The following is a 16,984-nucleotide window of genomic DNA, read 5'->3' as shown; positions in this document are numbered from 1 at the left end:
GGATACCGTGGGGGTGTGGCGCTCTCTCTGGCGATCTCGCCCTGCCCCAACGACACCTTCGTCTTCCACGCGCTGGTACATGGTCGGGTGCCGGGGGCACCGCCGGTCGAGGTGACCTACGCCGACGTCGACGTGACCAACACGGCGGCCGAACGCGGGGCGTTCGACCTGGTCAAGGTGAGCTACGCGGCGCTGCCCTGGTTGCTGGACGACTACCACCTGCTGCCGTGCGGCGGGGCGCTGGGGCGCGGGTGCGGTCCACTGGTGCTGACCGGGGGCGGGGGCACGCCGGGGGCCGATCTCAGTGGGGCCACCGTCGCCGTGCCGGGGGACCGGACCACGGCGTACCTGCTGTTCCGGCTCTGGACGGCGGAGCGGCCACCGGCCCGGATCGAGGTGGTGCCGTTCCACGAGATCATGCCGGGCGTCGCCGCCGGGCGGTACGACGCCGGTCTGGTGATCCACGAGGCCCGGTTCACGTACCCCCGGCACGGGTTGACCGCCCTTGTCGACCTCGGCGAGTGGTGGGAGGCCGACACCGGGTTGCCGATCCCGCTCGGCGCGATCCTGGCCCGGCGCGGCGCGGTCGACCCGGAGGTCGCCGCCGGGTGGATCCGGGAATCCGTCCGGCAGGCCTGGGCCGACCCTGACGCCAGCCGTGACTACGTCCTCCACCACGCCCAGGAGATGGAGCCGGACGTGGTGGACCGGCACATCGGGCTTTACGTCAACGAGTTCACCGCAGACCTGGGCGTCGACGGCCTCGCTGCCGTGACGGCGCTGCTGGACCGGGCCGCCGACGCCGGGCTGACCCCTCAGACCTCCAGTTCGCGGGCGACCGCGTGGACCAGCTGAGCGATCTTCTGCGAGGCCTTGCGGTCGGGGAACCGGCCCCGGCGCAGGTCCGGCTGGACCTTCGCCTCCAGCACCTTGATCATGTCTTCGACCAGGCCGTGCAGCTCCTCGGCCGGCCTGCGCCGCAGCTCGGCCACCGAGGGCGGTGCCTCCAGCAGCTTGACCCCCATCGCCTGGGCACCCCGGCGGCTGTCCACCACACTGAAGTCGACCCGCTGGCCGCCCTTGAGGTCGGTGACACCCGCCGGTAGCGCGCCCTTGGGCAGGAACACGTCGCCACCCTCGTCACTGGTGACGAACCCGTATCCCTTGGCCGCGTCAAACCACTTCACTCGACCCGTCGGCACCTTCGGTTCCCCTGCTTCGCTCGATTCGACTACTCCGTCAAGGCTAGCCGGACCAAGCCTTCCAGCGCCCCCGGGAATTCGGTGAGATCATCCAGCACCACTTCCGCCCCGGCCGCAGCCAGTTCCTCCCGGGAACACGGACCGGTGGCCACCGCGATTCCCGGCACCCCGGCCGCGTGCGCGGCCACCATGTCGGCGACGTGGTCACCGACGTAGTGGGTCGCGACGTGAGCCCGCAGCGCAGTCGCCTTCTCCTCGGCGAACAGGTCCCCCGCCACCTCGTCGACGGTCAGCCCGAGGTGGTCCAGGTGCAGGCGGGCCAGGGCCCCCAGCTTCGAGGTGACCACCAGCACCCGGCCACCCCGGGCGCGTACCGCCGCGATCGCCTCCGCCGCCCCGGGCAGGGGTGCCGTCGGGGTGATCGCGTACGCCGGGTACAGCTCCCGGAAGGTCACCACCGCCGAGTCGACCTGCTCGGGCGGGAACCAGCGGGCGATCTCGACCCGGAGCGGTGGCCCCAGCCGGGAGACCGCCGCGTCGGCGTCGACGTACACGCCGGTGCGGGCGGTCAACGCCCGGTGCGTCGCGGCGATGCCGGGACGCGAGTCGACCAGGGTCATGTCGAGGTCGAAGCCGACCGTCAGTGCAGACATGCGGCGACGGTACCTCGCAGTCCCGGTTCACCCGGACGTCCGAGGGGCGCGAGAGGGTCCCGGCGGGCTAGCGTGGAACGACGATGAGCACCTCACTCGCCGACCAGCTACGGTCGCTGCCCGACGACGCCCTCGCCGCGCTCCTTCAGCTGCGGCCGGACCTGGTCGTACCGGTCCCGGCCGACGTCGGCGCGCTCGCCACCCGGGCCCTGTCACGGGTCTCGGTGACCCGGGCCCTCGACGGGCTGGACCAGTTCACCATCGGCATCCTCGACGCCGCCAGGCTGACCCGGCACCCCGAGGAGCGCACCACCGACACCCAGGCGATCCTGGCCATGGCCACCGCCGGTCCGCAGCCACCCGCCCCCACCTCGGTCCGCTCGGCGGTGCAGCGGCTGCGGGCGCTGTTCCTGCTGTACGGCCCGGAGAGCAGCCTGCTCGTCGCCGAGTCGGTGGACGAGATCAGCCCGTACCCGGCGGGGCTGGGCCGACCGGCGGCGGAGCTGGACCCGACGACGGCGGCGCTCTGCGCGGACCCGGCGAAGCTGCGCCGGACGCTGCTGTCCGCGCCCCCGTCGGCTCGGGCGGTCCTGGACCGGCTGGCCGCCGGACCGCCGGTGGGCAGCGTGCCCCCGGGGGCGTTGCAGGCACCGGCGACGGGTGCCGAGGACAGCGTCCCGCCGGACCCGACGAACGGCGGTGCCCCCACCGGTTCGCCGGTACGGTGGCTGCTCGACAACCGACTCCTGGTGCTCGTCGCCGGTGGGCGAAACGGTGGCACCGGGACCGTGGAGCTGCCCCGCGAGGTGGGGCTGCTCCTGCGGCGGGACTCCGGGCCGCTCGGCCCGCTGCGGTCGGCCCCGCCGACCGTCGCGTCCCCGCCCCGGGAGCCGAAGGCCGCCGACTCGGCGGGGGCCGGGCAGACCATGGAGGTCGTACGGCACACCGAGGCGCTGCTGGAACAGTTCTCCGACGAGCCGGTGCCGGTGCTGCGGTCGGGGGGCCTCGGCGTACGTGACCTGCGTCGGATGGCCCGGACCGTCGGGCTGGACGAGTCGACTGTCGCCCTGCTGGTGGAGGTGGCGTACGCGGCGGCGCTCCTCGGCGAGGTGGAGTTGCCCGCCGCCAACGGCCGGTACGGGGGTGACCAGCAGGTCCTGCCGACCGTCGGGTACGAGGTGTGGCGCGCCGGGTCCCTGGCCCAACGGTGGGAACAGCTGGCCCGGGCCTGGCTGGCCATGCCCCGACAGGTCGGGTTGGTCGGTCAGCGTGACGACCGGGACCGGCCGATCACGGTGCTGTCCGCCGAGGCGGAGCGGGCTGCGGCACCCTCGGCCCGGCGGGCCGTCCTCGGGGTGTTGGCCGATCTGGTTCCGGCGACCGCGCCGACCGTCGACGAGGTGCTGGCCCTGCTGGAGTGGCGGTCACCCCGGCGCAGCCGGGGACGGGAGGCCGCGCACCGGCAGGTGCTCACCGAGGCGGCCGCGATGGGGGTGACGGGACTGGGGGCGATGACCTCGTACGGGCGGCTGCTCCTGGCCGAGGTCACCGCCGACGAACGGGCGCAGGTCGACCCGCTGGGGTTGCTCGCCGAGAACCGGGACGCCGACCCGTCGACAGCGGTACGGGCACTCGACGCGCTGCTCCCCGCCCCGGTCGACCACTTCCTGGTGCAGGCCGACCTGACGGTGGTGGTGCCGGGGCCGGCCGATCCGGGGCTCTCCGGGGAGCTGGACGTGGTGGCCGAACCGGAGTCGGCCGGTGGGGCAGCCGTGCACCGGGTCACCCCGGCCAGTGTGCGTCGGGCGCTGGATCACGGGTACACCGCCGAGGACCTGCACGACCTGTTCACCCGCCGGTCGCGTACCCCGGTTCCGCAGGGGTTGACCTATCTGATCGACGACGTGGCGCGTAAGCACGGGGGGTTGCGGGCCGGGTCGGCCGGTGGGTATCTGCGCAGCGACGACGAGGCGTTGCTGGCGGAGGTGCTCGCCGACCGGCGGTTGGAGTCGTTGGCGCTGCGCCGGCTCGCCCCGACGGTCCTGATCACCACGTACCAGAGCAGGCTGTTGTTGAGTTCGCTGCGCGACGCCGGGTACGCGCCGGTGGCGGAGGACGCCAGCGGGGCCACCGTCCTGTCGAGGCCGAAGAGTCGGCGGGCCCCGCACCGGCCGCCGACCTCCCGGGCGGTGGATCCGTTGACCACTCCCCGCCCGGCGCTGCCCCGTCTGCTCGGGGTGGTGGAGCAGATCCGGCGGGGGGAGGCTGCCGCGCGGGCCGCCCGACGGGCTCCAGCGACGGTACGGGGTGGCGCCCCCCGGACCGGCCCGGTGCCGGTGCACACCCACACCGACGCGATCGCCGTCCTGCAACAGGCGTTGCGGGACAAGGCGCTGGTCTGGGTGGGGTACGTCGATCCGCACGGGGCGACCACGTCCCGGCTGCTGCGCCCGGTGTCGATCGGCGCCGGTTACCTGCGGGCGGAGGACGAACGCACCGAGATGCTGCACACGTTCGCCCTGCACCGGATCACCGCCGCCGTCCTGGACACGTGAGGGCGTACGGCGGCCCGGGTCAGCGGCGGTTGCGCCGGTAGCTGCCGATGATGGTCACGGCGACCAGCAGGGCGGATCCGGCGCCGGCCGCCTCGCCGACGGAGGCGACGAACCCCTGTCGGAGGACGAGCCAGCCGAACAGGAACCAGCCGAACAGGACTGTCGCCGCGACCGCGTACGCGACGATCGTGGTGGTGGACACCTCGTCGTGGTCGACCGCCATCAGCCCGCCTTCCCCGTTCGTCCGGTACCGACCCTTTCCAGAGTGTCACCGGGAGCGGGGTTTCGACAGTGCAGGACTCGCTGCGGGTGTGGGCGTCGCGGTCTCGTCCGGGCCGGGGATCGCCGCCTGCGGGCCGGGGGCGGGCCCGGGCGTGGCGTTCACCCCCGATGCCGTCGCGCCGCCGTTCGGCCGGGGGTGGTGACCCCGACCGGCCGGGCGACGAAACCGAACGCGCACGCGCCGGCCCGACCCTCCGCCGCCGGGTACGCGTCGAGGCGTCCGAAGCAGCGGTCGCCTGGTAGACGCTGTGGCGGCCGGTCAGGTTGCCTCGACAGCCGGTCTTTCTCGGGGAATCCGGCGTACGTGTCACACTGGTGGGTCGGTCCGGCGCAGGTCAGAGGCGTCGGGGGTCGACATCGGGGCGAGGAGAGGACACGGGGCGTGAGCAGTGGACCACTGATCGTGCAGTCGGACAAGACCCTGCTGTTGGAGATCGACCACCCTGACGCGCAGGCCTGTCGGATGGCCATCGCCCCGTTCGCGGAGCTGGAGCGTTCCCCCGAGCACGTGCACACCTACCGGCTGACCCCGCTGGGTCTGTGGAACGCCCGTGCCGCCGGGCACGACGCGGAGGGCGTGGTGAACGCGCTGATCACGTACTCCCGGTATCCGGTCCCGCACGCGCTCCTGGTGGACGTGGCGGAGACGATGGACAGGTACGGCCGACTCCAGTTGGCGAACGATCCGGCGCACGGTCTGGTCCTGCGGGGCCTGGACCGGCTGGTGTTGATCGAGGTCGCGAAGAGCAAGAAGCTCGCCGGAATGCTCGGGGACAAGGTCGACGACGACACCATCGTGGTGCATCCCTCCGAGCGTGGCCGGTTGAAGCAGGCGCTGCTCAAGCTGGGTTGGCCGGCGGAGGACCTGGCCGGGTACGTCGACGGGGAGGCGCACCGGATCGACCTGGCCGAGTCGGGTGCCGACGGCGGGAAGCCGTGGACGCTGCGGTCGTACCAGCGGGAGGCGGTGGAGGCCTTCTGGGCCGGCGGTTCCGGGGTGGTGGTCCTGCCCTGCGGGGCGGGCAAGACCCTGGTGGGGGCGGCGGCGATGGCCGAGGCGAAGGCGACCACCCTGATCCTGGTGACCAACACCGTCGCGGGTCGGCAGTGGAAGCGGGAGCTGATCGCCCGGACCTCGTTGACCGAGGACGAGATCGGCGAGTACTCCGGTGAACGCAAGGAGATCCGGCCGGTCACCATCGCCACGTACCAGGTCCTCACCTCCCGGCGGAAGGGCGCCTTCACCCACCTGGACCTGTTCGGTGCCCGGGACTGGGGGCTGGTCGTCTACGACGAGGTGCACCTGCTGCCCGCCCCGATCTTCCGGTTCACCGCCGACCTCCAGGCCCGTCGGCGGCTGGGTCTGACCGCGACCCTGGTCCGGGAGGACGGCCGGGAGGGGGACGTGTTCAGCCTGATCGGCCCGAAGCGGTACGACGCCCCGTGGAAGGACATCGAGCAGCAGGGCTGGATCGCCCCGGCCGAGTGCACCGAGGTACGGGTCACCCTCACCGACGCCGAGCGGATGGCGTACGCGACGGCGGAGGCCGAGGAGCGATACCGGATGGCGGCGACGGCCCGGACGAAGCTCCCGGTGGTCCGCGCCCTGGTGCAGCGGCACGTCGACGACCAGGTGCTGGTGATCGGCGGGTACATCGACCAGCTCCACCAGCTCGGCGAGTACCTGGACGCCCCGATCGTGCAGGGTTCCACCACGAACAAGGAACGGGAGCGGCTCTTCGACGCGTTCCGGTCGGGTGAGATCCGTACCCTGGTCATCTCGAAGGTCGGCAACTTCTCGATCGACCTCCCGGAGGCGGGGGTGGCGATCCAGGTGTCGGGGACCTTCGGGTCCCGGCAGGAGGAGGCCCAGCGCCTCGGCCGGGTCCTGCGCCCGAAGGCCGACCGCCGTCAGGCCCACTTCTACACGGTGGTCTCCCGGGACACCATCGACACCGAGTACGCCGCGCACCGGCAGCGGTTCCTCGCCGAGCAGGGGTACGCATACACGATCGTCGACGCCGACGACGTCCTCGGCCCGCCGCTCCCCTCCGTCGACTGACCCACGTACCGGCACCGGTCTGCCCACTTCCGGCACCCGTTTGCCCTGCTCGCGGCGGTGTGATCGGCGACAAAGTACCGTCCCCCGTCGAACCCGGCGTCGAGGTCCTGCGTAGTGACAGGGGACGACGGTGACCACCCACGCCCTTTCGACCTGCCACCTGACGGACAGTGACGGACTGGCCGCCCAATCCCCATCGGCCGCAGAGGAGATGACATGTCCGACAGATTCGGACCCGACTGGGAGCCTTCGGAAGCCGGGTCACCCACCCTCACCGAGAGCCGACTCCCGGAGGACTGGCAGCCGACGCCGCTCGGATCACCGACGCTCGCCGCACAGCCGGAACCCTTCGATCGCCGCGACGAACCCACCTCAAGTGGACTGTCCGAGCCCGTCTACCGGACCGCCGAGCAGGAAAGCACTGCGGACTTCAACAGCCTGGCCGGCGAACTTCGGGATCTGAAAACCCAACTCACCGCCGACAATTGGAAGAGGATCGCGGTCGTCCTCGACGAGACACGGTCGCAGCTGACGGCGGATCCGCACCGTCTGGAAAACATTCAATCGGCAACTCTGGCCCTGGCCAAGAAGGTCAGACGCCCCCTGATCGAGATGGACGCCAGGGAAACAGCAGCATACCGGTCGGCCACGGAACTCCAAAAAAAATACGCCCACGCCGCCGTGCCGAGCTCGACCGCACCCACATGGCGCATTCCCCGGCGACCGGTCCCGCAGCCGGGGCACGTCAGCAGCGCTACCAGCAGCGCCGCCGCCCTGCAGTCACCGCCCCCGGCGAGACAGCCCTCGCCACCCCCGCTACCCGACGCCACGCGCACACTCGCCTACGAATCGCTTGTCAACGTCTGGAACATGGCCCACGAACAGGTTTCCCCCCACTCGAACCAGGCCCTCAACGAGGTGCTCGAACTGCTCAAAGACAAGGGGAACTGGTCCCAGAGACCGACATTCAACGACATCAACCAGAATCGCCATGTCGCTGCCGGCGTGATCGCAGTCCTGGAGAGGCAGGACTCCGACGTTCCGAACTTCCGAGGGTCGAATCTCTACAAGGCGGCAGAATCGGCCACCCAGACGTTCGAATCGATCAGGTCCGAGTTCCAGAATCCGCAGCCGCACCCGAACAGGGCGACCCACGACCAGCAGGCGGCACCACGGACCTGGGGTTCCCAGGATCAACCCCTCCGCCGATCGACGCTGCCGGCCGACCTTCACGAGGGGTCCGTGAGGGCACCGGCCAGGTCGACCACCCTTCCCTCGATGGCCGACCTCGGGAGCGCCCTCCCGCAGAGCCAGCCGAATCGCGAACGCGACGAGGAGATCAGAACGAAGTGGTCGGAGCTGACCTCGACCTTCTACGGCGAGCGCTCGAACATGAGCCCCGACCTCAGCGACAAGCTCAACTGGGAACTCGCCCAGGCCAACAACCTCGGACCTTCCAAACGCGGCCAGATGGCCACCGCCATCGAGCAGGACCTGCGCAACAGCCGGCTCAGTGGCGGTGAACTTCACCGGCAGGCTCAGGCCCTGAACAGCTTCCACCACACCGAGCAGGTCACGACAGAGCCCCAGCCGACGCAACCGTGGCAGCAGGTGCCGACGAGTTGGCACGGACGACAGGGCTCGGGGCAGGTGACACAGCACCAGCAGTATCCGCCGCAGACGGGTCGACCGAACCAGACCCAGTACCAGCCCTATCGCCCCCCGGCGGGTGGATCGCACCAGAACCAGGGACAGCCCGGAGCGGGTCACCAACGGTGACCGGGGTCGCCATCATGGCGTAGCCGGTCAGAGGACCCGGGTGATCTGTTCGGCGGTGACGATCTCGTCGCGGCGGGTCGGGTCGAGGTCGGCGCAGAGCACCACCGAGGCCCCGGCGAACAGCGGCGCGAGCAGCCACCGTAGCGGCTGCTCGTGCTCGGCCGCGTCGACCAGGAGGCGGTCACCGGCCCGCAGGTCGAGCTGTTCGGCGAGGATCTGCGCCACCCGCCCCAACTCGCCGTAGCTGGTGCCGTCGGCAGTGGCGGCATCGGCCGGGTGGATCAGGTGGTGCTCCGGAGGGGCGTCGGTGCGCCGGTGCACCTCGGCCGACCAGTCCAGCCAGCCGACCGGCACGTCGACAAGGGGTTCGGGGCCGGTGCCGACCAGGTACCGGTGCACACCGTCGGGGACGTCCTCCAGCCAGTCGTCCAGCCGCTGCGGGGTGACGAACACCCCGTCGTACGGCCGGTCGGCCCCCGGCTCCAGCACCGGCAGCCCGGCGGTGGCGCGCGGCCGGAACGACACCGCCATCCCCACCGACCAGGCCCCGAGCAGAATCATCGCGGTACGCCAGTGCGGCGGAAGAAGCACCGCGACCCGACTGCCCGGCGACAGTAGACACTCGTCGCGCAACAACCCCGCCGTCAGTGCCGCGCCCCGCCCCAGCTCGACGGCGCTCAGCTCCACCCGCTCCCCGCTGAGCCCGTCAAGGTAGGTCAACAGCGGCCGGTCGACCCCTGCCGTGGAGGCCGGTACGGCCACAGGAAGCGCAACGTCCATCCGGCACATCCCTTCCCGCAGCCCCCGGCCGCACATTCACCGACAGCACTTCATCCTACGCACGCCCCCACCCATCTCCCGGCCATCGTCCCACCCCGCCACATGCCGACGCGCCGCCTCACCCCGCCGCGCCCCGCCTTTCGCAACAGCCCCCACCGAGTAGCGCCAGCGCCCGCTGTCGAGCTGCCCCACCTACGAGACCGCCCATCGACACCATGACAACAACCTGCGGAGGCAGTCCCACCCAGTAGCGACAGCAGCCCTACCGAGCTGCCCCACCTATGAGTCCCCCAACCGCATCTCGGCAACAACCTGCGCAAACAACCCCCACCAGACACCGACAGCAAGCCCTTTCGAGCTGCCCCGCCGATAGGACCGTCCACGAATACCGCGAGGGGAGGTCTTCCGCGAGGGCTGCTTTCCGCGAGGGCTGCTCTCCCGCGAGGGCAGCTCTTCCTCAAGGGCAGCTCTGCTGCGAAGGCTGCTTCTCCGTCAGGGCAGCTCTTCCTCGCCGACGCCCAGCCGGACCGTGAGCGAGGGCTCACCGGTGTCGACACCCGGTGCCCCGTCCGTGGGGGCAGCTCCACAGCGCACGGGAGGCACTACTCCCTGCGGAGAAACACCATGCCCCCAAGCCCAGTGCGGCCCGCCGGAAGGCAGCCCGAGGGACAGCCCGGGGAAGTGCGACCTCGGGGAAGTGCGACCCCGCGCGGGACAGCCCGGGGGGCCCGGGGAAGGGCGACTCGGCGAAGAGCCACCGGGGGTAGGCGTGACTCGGCGAAGAGCAGCCCGGGAGGGCGGCGAAGGGAGGCGAGGCGGCCCGCGTCGAAGAGCAACCTTCCCGGGCAGCTCTGTTCACCTTGAGGTAGGGAAATGTCCGCTTCGGAAATCTAGCCTTCCCTCGCAGCGGACCAGTGAGGCCAGGAGGCCAACGGACCAACGGACCAACGGACCAGGGCCAACGAGGCCGGCGGGCCGAACGCACCGACGCAGCAGCGCGTGAGCGGAGAGGGAGACGCAGAGTGCAGCGGCAGACGTACGTACCGTCCGGGCAGCCCGCCTCGGCGCGACCTTTCGAGGCCGACGGCAATGGTCATCGACGTGCCGAGCCGGGGAAGCGGCGCACCCTGATGCCGGGGAGCTGGGCGGAGCCCGAGCCTGAGCCGAGGTCGGGACTGGAGCCGAAGTCGGAGCCGAGGTGGGGGGTGGAGTCGGACGTCGAGGCGGAGGTCGGGGCGGAGACCCGGCTGAACACCCACCGGTGGGCCGAGGATGGCGGTGTGGCCGGGCCACGCCGGAACCCGTACCTCGATGGGGACCTGGCGAAGGCGACCGGAGCGACGGTGGCGCTGGCCGTGCCCGCCGTGGGCATCGCTGACGTCGCCGGGCAGGGTGCGCAGCTCGCGACCGCCGGCGTCGGAGTCTCCATGGCGACGGCGGTCGGTGACGCCGCGAGCGAGGTCGTCCGCTACCTCCAGAATGGCAAGCTCAATCTTCCCAAGCTGATCGGCGGCGTCATGACCGCCGGTGGCCTGCTGGTCAACGTGGGCGGGATGGCCCGCCGGGTGGACCTGGCCCGGTACGTCGGAATGGGTGTGCAGAGCGTCGGGCTGGGCTTCAAGAGCCTCGGCGAGGGCTACCGGTGGGAGGACGGCGGGGTCGGGCTCCTTCCCAACGGCGACATCGCGAAGATGGCGGGTGCGGCCCTCAATTTTCCCGCCCCGATTCTGCAGGCGTTGGCGCTCGACATCCAGCGTGACCTGGAGCAGCAGAGTCGGGCGGCCGGGGGGACCGGCGTCGCACCGCCGAATCCCCGGGCGGTGGCGGCGGCCCTGCTCGCCGGGGGCACGGCGGCCGGGGAGTTCGCCAGCGAGGTGGTACGCGGCCTCCGGGACGGCAGGGTGAACGTGCCGAAGTTGGCCGGCGGCCTGCTCAGCTTCACCGGTGCCGCCACCATCGCGTACAGCGTCGCCGCGACCAGCCCGGCCGCCCGGTACGTGGGGCTCGGTCTCCAGGAGATCGGCCTGGCGGCCAAGAGCGTGGGTGAGGCCCGCAAGTGGGAGGACACCCGGTTCCAGCCCCTGCCGTCGTCCCGTCGGCCGTCGAGCAGCACCCCGCAGCGCCGCCCCTCGCCGAGCCCGACCGCCACCCCCGCCGCACCGCCGGCTTTGCCGCCACTGTTGCCCGCCGCAAAGCCGAGCCCGCCGCCACCCGCCGCCCCGACGCCGACTGATGCACCGACGGCGGGCGTCTCCGTGGCCTACGCCGCTCAGTTGACGAGCGGTTCCCGGGTACGGGCTTCGAGCGCCTCGCCGACCCGTTCGATGCCGAACCGGATCGTCGCTCCGTACTCGTCGTCGGGAAGGGCGTCGACCAGGGCCCGCGCCCGGTCGTTGTGACTGCGGGCCGCTTCGAGGTCCCCGAGGCGGCGGTGGGCGTCGGCGAGGTTCAGGTGCAGCGAGGGCAGGAAGGCCCGTACCCGCAGCGAGGTGTGGAACCGCCGGACCCGTTCGTCGGTGAGCCCGGTGACCGCGGCCAGGGCTCGCCGGTCCCACTCCAACTCCGACTCGACGGTGTCCTGCAGGTCGGCCAGGTAGTGCGCGACGGCGCACCGGTGCAGCGGGTCGCCGTCCGGGCCGACCCGGTTCCAGAGCGCGCCGAGGGCGTCCCGCGCCGCCGCCACCTGCCCGGTGCGGCCGAGCCCGACCGCCTGCCCGATGGCCACCATCGTCTCGTCCGCTGCCCCGTCCCGGGTCTCCTCGTTCACGCCGTCACTGTGGCCCCTCGACCAGGTCGAGGGTCAAGTCACCTGCGTACCCGGTAGTAGAGGGTCACCGGCGTACCCGGTAGTAGAGGTGGGTGACCCGGTCGCCCTCCACGACCGTCGGGTTGTCCAGCTCCACCGGCCCGACCCCGAGGCGTCCGAAGAACGGCACCCCGTCGCCGAGCAGGACCGGCACCAGGTTGACCCGGATCTCGTCGAGTAGACCGGCCTCCAGGCACTGTCGGGTGATGGTCCCCCCGTTCACCCCGACCCAGCGTCCCCCGGCCAGTTCCCGGGCGTGGTCGATGGCGCTGGCGATCCCGTCGGTGACGAAGGTGAACGGCGCGTCGTCCCGGGGCCAGCCGTACGGCACCTGGTGGGTCACCACCACGACCGGCTTGTCCAGCGGGTGCTGCCCGTCCCAGCCGGCAGTCAACTCGAACAGCCGGCGGCCCACCACCAGCGCCCCGGTCTCCCCCATGGTCCGCCGCCGCAGGTGGTCGGCGCTCGCCGGTGACGTCCAGAACGGCAGGTCCGGCTTGGCGGTGGGGGTGTGGACGTCACCGTTTCCGTACCACTGGAACAGCTGGTCGAAGCCGCCCTGGTCGGGATCGGCGATGTAGCCGTCCAACGACATGCTCGCCTCGGCGTAGACCCCACTCCACATCGCGCTTCTCCTCGTCGCCCGTGAGGGTCACCCCTGCCGGGACCCTCCCTTGATCGTTCTACCCTGTCCGACCCGTGACCCGCGTGTCGAGCAGGAACACCGCGACGACGGTGTTGAACCGCCCTTCCCCGCCATCCGTTGTGGAGTCATTCGACCCCTGAGGCGCCCGCGACACCGGCGATCAGCACCCGCCCGGTCTCCCGGCGCGTCCACCGACTGGACGGAGCACCCCCATGCCCTCCCCGAAACGCAACGGCGAAGAGCCACTGACCACCTACCTCACCCCCGAGAACCAAGAGCAGTTCAAGCAGCTCCCACCGGAGGTGCAGCAGCGCCTCGTCGATCAGTCGAGAGATGACGTCAACCAGATGGCGCTCCTGACCACCGCCATCCTCAAACAGGAGGCGGTGCAGAAGAGGACCGAGGAAGCGAAGGCTGCTGGGGCCACTCACGTGTACTCGGGGGTGGACCGCAAGCAGCGCCTTCAGAAGAACGAGAACCATATCCGCTTCTACGAGCCGAGAATGGGTGGGACGGTGAGTTTCCTGCTGAAGGGACACCAGGTCCTCAAGGGTGACCGGCAGGAGTTCGATGTGATCCAGGCAGCCAAGTTGAACGGCGTCTACGCCAGCGAGAAGGAGATCGTGGCGAACCAGAAGGAATACGACAAACTCCACGAGGCCACGAACACCCGCGTCAGCAGCGAGTTCGCCGAGATGAATTCGAATCTTCCGACCTGGCAGGGCATGGCCACGCTAGGCGAATTCGATCCCGCCCTGACCACCGCTGCGGCACAGGCACAGGTGCCGCAGTTCCCGACTTCGGGTCCCAGCACCATGCCCGCGTACCTCTCGACGGGCAGCCCCGGAAACGGCCTCTTCTTCGCGTCCGGCTGGGACACTGCGCCGAAGAAGTTGACCAAGGAAGACTTCGCCGAGATGAACCGGCCACGGATCGTGCGACCTTCGCAGTACGGGGGTGGCGGTCGCGCCCGCTGACCCGGTGGTCGTGTCCTCAGACCCGGTGGTCGTGTCCTCAGGCCCGGGCCACCCGGCGGGCCTCCACGAGGGTGCGGGTCGAGTGCGCGACGAAGGACCCGTGTTGCCGGATGTGGTCGTGGAGACGTCGGAGGGTCCCCCGGTACCGCTCGACGGTGAAGTCGGGGACCCACCAGACGCACTTGCGCAGGAGGTAGACGGCCGCGCCGACGTCGTACAGCTCCATCCGGCAGCGGACGCTCTGTAGGTCGACCACCCGCAGTCCGGCCGCCTCCGCCGAGGCGGACTCCCGGACGGGATCCCGGTCGAGGCGGTGCTCCGGTTGCGGACCGACGAAGAACTCGATCAGCTCGAACGCCGACGCCGGGCCGACGTGCTGGGCCAGGTAGGTACCCCCGTCGACCAGGACCCGGGCGATCTCCGCCCAGTCCGGGTCGACGGGGTGCCGACTGGTGACCAGGTCGAACCCGGCGTCTGGAAAGGGCAGGGCCTCTCCCGGGCGCACCGCGACCACCTCGACGCCGCGAGGCTCCAGCAGCCGTCGGGCGTGCTCGACGTTCGGCGGCCAGGACTCGGTGACCGCCATCCTCGGCGGCAACTCCGGCATCTCGGCGACGATCTCACCGCCGCCGGTGTCGAGGTCCAGGGCGGCGGCGGCCCGGGGCAGGCGTACGGCGACCAGGCGGGAGTAACCCCACGGTGGGCGTTCCTCGGTCGCCCGACCAGCCAGCCACCCGAAGTCCCACCCGGAGACGTCGACGGCGGCGGCCTCCTCGATCAGCTCGTCGAAGGTACGCACGACACCAGTGTGACCGGCGTCGACGGACCACACCTACGGGTTTGTGAGGACGCAGTCGCCGCCGGGCTGAACCGGCAGGGGTCGGCTCCCGTAGGACAGGCGACCCGGCCACCCAGCCCACAGGATGGACCGCCATGAATCGCGACGACGGCAGGGACGACCTGCGTCAGCAGGTCAACGGTGACTTCGACTACCTCGACCGACTGGAATTCTCGGCTCTGCTCAGGAAGGCCGAGGCGAGCCAGTCGAACGCGCTGGCGAAGCTGGATTCCGTCGGTCGGGTGCCCGATCGGACGCAACAGCACCTTGGACGGGCTCTCGCCGAGCAGCGGCACGCCGGTGACCAGCTACGCCTGGCGGCGAAATTCTCTGCGGAACGCGGCGTGGGCGACTATCCGGAGGCCACCTGGTGGAGAGAGCGGGCGGGCGAGGTCGAAAGGGCACTCGACCAGCAGAGGGAGGCGACGGTGATGTTCCGGGTCGGAACGGAGCTGCCGTGGAATCCGAACCGACGCACGTACGACCTCGGCTCGACCCGGTCGACCCTCGACGAGGCGCGGCAGCGGGTGCTGGCGGCCGGGGCCACCTCACCTGGTTTCGCGGCGGGCGGTCGTCGGGTATCCACCCCGTCGCCCCAACCGACAGGTGACGATGCCCCGTCGGCGGGGCAGTCCGTCGGGGAGCACAGCCCGCACCGTCGACAGGGGGCGGACCCGACCGGCCAGGGCCGTCAGGCCGCCGCCAGACGGTAGTGCAGGTGCAGGACCCGGGCCGCGTACAACCGGAGATGATGGTCGGTACGGAGGATCCCGCGCGGGTCGGCGTACACGTGGAACCGCTCGTGCAGGGGCAGTCGGGCGGCGTACACCCGCTGTAGACGTATTCTCCGGTGGCGGTGAGGGTCCGCAGCCAACCGGCGGCATGTTGACGCCCCTCGGCGTCGAGCAGATGGACCACCCGGGAGTCCATCCCGTGTGCCACGTCCATCGGCCGGGTGGGCAGTGCCAACTGTTGGACCCGGCGACCGAACAGCCGACTGATCAGCTCGCCGCCAGGCTGGAACACCGGTGACCACTGGGTCCACACGTCCATCCGCCACCGGGCGGTGTGCTCGTAGAAGTCGCGTACCCGCTCGTCCAGGTCTGCGGCCCGGAACCCCGGCCCGCACGCGGGCGCGTCCAACCACCGGTGTTCCCCGGCCAGGTCGACCCGCCGCCCGACCGCCCGCCACCAGGCCCGCGACCCCAGGTCCAGGGTCCGCCCGAACCGCCCGTCACCCACCTCGACGCCTCTCCCGGCCCGACCCGTTCCCCGCACCGAACCCCACCGAGGGTACGACCCCACCCACCCCAACGGGTACGACCCCCACCAGGTCAGCACTCAGCCCCAGTGATGCCGAGAAACCACTCGAACCCAATGCGATCTTGGACCCGGATGACCGGGTGACCCCATGCAGCTTTACCGCTCGGCGACGAAGACTCCCCGTCCAGGCCGCCCCACCAGCACACCCTGCTTGCGCAGAGTCGCCCAGGCCCGGTTGATGGTCGAGAGTGACACGTTGTACTCGTCGGCCAGCATGTGCGCTGCGGGCAGCTGGGTTCCCGGGGGCCACTCCCCCTTCTCGATACGCTTGACATGGTCGTCGAGCAGCTCAGACATGGTGGGCGGGATGGGCACAGCGGGATCCCTTGCAGTCGGTTGGCCCCACCAGTATCGATGCTTGAGGTGCCATCGGCAAAACAACTAAGGCGGATGACAGTCCTGACATAAGTGAGGAGAGTGCAAGCACTGCGAGCCCTCTTGACACTGCTCCATACAGAGCCGTACCGTTGCTTTCAGTGACGGGGTGCCTGCGGTCGGTTGGCGCTTTCCGTGGTGGTGGCCCTGTCGCGTCGGCACTACTCCCCCGATCCGGGGCGGCCGGACCAACCCTCCGGTCCGGCCGCCCCGGGCTCCGTGAGATTCCCTGCCGCCGTACCGCCGGATGAGGCTGCGTCGGCAGGTCCACCCCCACCCACACGTCGAGAGGCGGTACGAATGCGCTCCCCGATGCGCCGGCTCCTGCCCGACCCCACCCAGCGACACGAGACGGGTGGCCGACACCGGGCCGCCGCGCCCCGATGGTGACCGGTGAGGCGGAGGGCCGGTGGGTGATCCACCTGCCGATCGCCGCACCCGACCTGATGCGTGCCCGAATCTTCGCCAGAACGGCCGCCCGGGTATTGGCGCAGGTCAGTCGAGTGATGGATGTCGGCGAGGTCACAGTGTCCCGGGAGGACGCCCAGGGCGTACACCATCGGGTGTTCTGTGACCGACTCCTGATCGGGGGCGGCCGATGTGCCCTGCCGACGGATCACACCACGCCCTGCACCCGCCGCGTCCGCAACCAGCGTCCGTTCCGCCACACCCCCTGAACCCACTCCCGCAGAAATTCGGTCGAACC

The 16,984-nt window shown here is 71.0% G+C and carries 16 protein-coding genes; 7 read left to right on the top strand and 9 right to left on the bottom strand.

Annotated features, from left to right (window positions below; genetic code table 11):
• The first annotated feature begins 15 nt into the window (after window positions 1–15).
• Entirely contained in the window at window positions 16–855 is an 840-nt protein-coding gene (locus WHN02_RS07180) for a 1,4-dihydroxy-6-naphthoate synthase (RefSeq protein ID WP_434742618.1), read from the top strand.
• Here the strand turns inward: WHN02_RS07180 and WHN02_RS07175 are convergent.
• The gene (locus WHN02_RS07175; protein WP_350897530.1) at window positions 816–1,202 is read right to left on the bottom strand and encodes a cold-shock protein; all 387 of its coding nucleotides are present in this window, start codon (window positions 1,200–1,202) and stop codon (window positions 816–818) included. The genes WHN02_RS07180 and WHN02_RS07175 overlap by 40 nt on opposite strands.
• Before the next feature lie 29 nt (window positions 1,203–1,231).
• The gene (locus WHN02_RS07170) at window positions 1,232–1,855 is read right to left on the bottom strand and encodes an HAD family hydrolase (RefSeq protein WP_434742617.1); all 624 of its coding nucleotides are present in this window, start codon (window positions 1,853–1,855) and stop codon (window positions 1,232–1,234) included.
• An 83-nt stretch (window positions 1,856–1,938) separates the two neighbouring features.
• Between WHN02_RS07170 and WHN02_RS07165 the strand changes: the two genes are divergently transcribed.
• Window positions 1,939–4,410, top strand: a complete 2,472-nt coding sequence (locus WHN02_RS07165; RefSeq protein WP_434742616.1) for a helicase-associated domain-containing protein — start codon at window positions 1,939–1,941, stop codon at window positions 4,408–4,410.
• Between the two features lie 19 nt (window positions 4,411–4,429).
• Here WHN02_RS07165 and WHN02_RS07160 read toward each other — a convergent pair whose 3' ends face one another.
• Window positions 4,430–4,633: a hypothetical protein gene (locus WHN02_RS07160; protein WP_434742615.1), complete on the bottom strand. Its 204-nt coding sequence runs from the start codon at window positions 4,631–4,633 to the stop codon at window positions 4,430–4,432.
• A 441-nt stretch (window positions 4,634–5,074) separates the two neighbouring features.
• Here WHN02_RS07160 and WHN02_RS07155 point away from each other — a divergent pair, with 441 nt between their 5' ends.
• Together WHN02_RS07155 and WHN02_RS07150 are read left to right on the top strand one after the other, a co-directional pair.
• Window positions 5,075–6,754, top strand: a complete 1,680-nt coding sequence (locus tag WHN02_RS07155) for a DNA repair helicase XPB (RefSeq protein ID WP_434742614.1) — start codon at window positions 5,075–5,077, stop codon at window positions 6,752–6,754.
• A 216-nt stretch (window positions 6,755–6,970) separates the two neighbouring features.
• Complete coding sequence (locus WHN02_RS07150; RefSeq protein WP_434742613.1) at window positions 6,971–8,533, top strand: hypothetical protein; 1,563 nt, start codon at window positions 6,971–6,973, stop codon at window positions 8,531–8,533.
• A 27-nt stretch (window positions 8,534–8,560) separates the two neighbouring features.
• On the opposite strand, the gene WHN02_RS07145 is transcribed toward WHN02_RS07150, so the two are convergent.
• The 3 genes from WHN02_RS07145 to WHN02_RS07135 form a co-directional block, all read right to left on the bottom strand.
• Window positions 8,561–9,313: a TIGR03089 family protein gene (locus WHN02_RS07145; RefSeq protein WP_434742612.1), complete on the bottom strand. Its 753-nt coding sequence runs from the start codon at window positions 9,311–9,313 to the stop codon at window positions 8,561–8,563.
• A gap of 2,269 nt (window positions 9,314–11,582) precedes the next feature.
• Complete coding sequence (locus tag WHN02_RS07140) at window positions 11,583–12,041, bottom strand: hypothetical protein (protein WP_434743854.1); 459 nt, start codon at window positions 12,039–12,041, stop codon at window positions 11,583–11,585.
• A gap of 103 nt (window positions 12,042–12,144) precedes the next feature.
• On the bottom strand, window positions 12,145–12,744 hold the full coding sequence (locus WHN02_RS07135) for a dihydrofolate reductase family protein (RefSeq protein WP_434742611.1): 600 nt from the start codon (window positions 12,742–12,744) through the stop codon (window positions 12,145–12,147).
• A 233-nt stretch (window positions 12,745–12,977) separates the two neighbouring features.
• Between WHN02_RS07135 and WHN02_RS07130 the strand changes: the two genes are divergently transcribed.
• On the top strand, window positions 12,978–13,742 hold the full coding sequence (locus tag WHN02_RS07130) for a hypothetical protein (protein ID WP_434742610.1): 765 nt from the start codon (window positions 12,978–12,980) through the stop codon (window positions 13,740–13,742).
• Between the two features lie 37 nt (window positions 13,743–13,779).
• On the opposite strand, the gene WHN02_RS07125 is transcribed toward WHN02_RS07130, so the two are convergent.
• A complete protein-coding gene (locus WHN02_RS07125) occupies window positions 13,780–14,541 on the bottom strand; it encodes a class I SAM-dependent methyltransferase (protein ID WP_434742609.1) in 762 nt (253 codons plus the stop codon).
• Between the two features lie 134 nt (window positions 14,542–14,675).
• On the opposite strand from WHN02_RS07125, the gene WHN02_RS07120 reads away from it, so the two are divergent.
• Window positions 14,676–15,293 (top strand): hypothetical protein, encoded by a 618-nt coding sequence (locus tag WHN02_RS07120; protein WP_434742608.1) that lies wholly within the window; start codon window positions 14,676–14,678, stop codon window positions 15,291–15,293.
• Here WHN02_RS07120 and WHN02_RS07115 read toward each other — a convergent pair.
• A complete protein-coding gene (locus WHN02_RS07115; RefSeq protein WP_434742607.1) occupies window positions 15,272–15,409 on the bottom strand; it encodes a hypothetical protein in 138 nt (45 codons plus the stop codon). The genes WHN02_RS07120 and WHN02_RS07115 overlap by 22 nt on opposite strands.
• A 590-nt stretch (window positions 15,410–15,999) precedes the next feature.
• Window positions 16,000–16,218: a GntR family transcriptional regulator gene (locus tag WHN02_RS07110; RefSeq protein ID WP_434742606.1), complete on the bottom strand. Its 219-nt coding sequence runs from the start codon at window positions 16,216–16,218 to the stop codon at window positions 16,000–16,002.
• 443 nt (window positions 16,219–16,661) lie between these two features.
• On the opposite strand from WHN02_RS07110, the gene WHN02_RS07105 reads away from it, so the two are divergent.
• Window positions 16,662–16,955, top strand: a complete 294-nt coding sequence (locus tag WHN02_RS07105) for a hypothetical protein (protein ID WP_434742605.1) — start codon at window positions 16,662–16,664, stop codon at window positions 16,953–16,955.
• Window positions 16,956–16,984: the final 29 nt, after the last annotated feature.

It is taken from the genome of Micromonospora sp. SH-82, from assembly GCF_051132485.1.
In the GTDB taxonomy this organism is placed as follows: Bacteria; Actinomycetota; Actinomycetes; order Mycobacteriales; family Micromonosporaceae; genus Micromonospora.
Note: the sequence above shows the minus strand (reverse complement) of the source record. Positions and strands in the feature narration are given on the sequence as shown.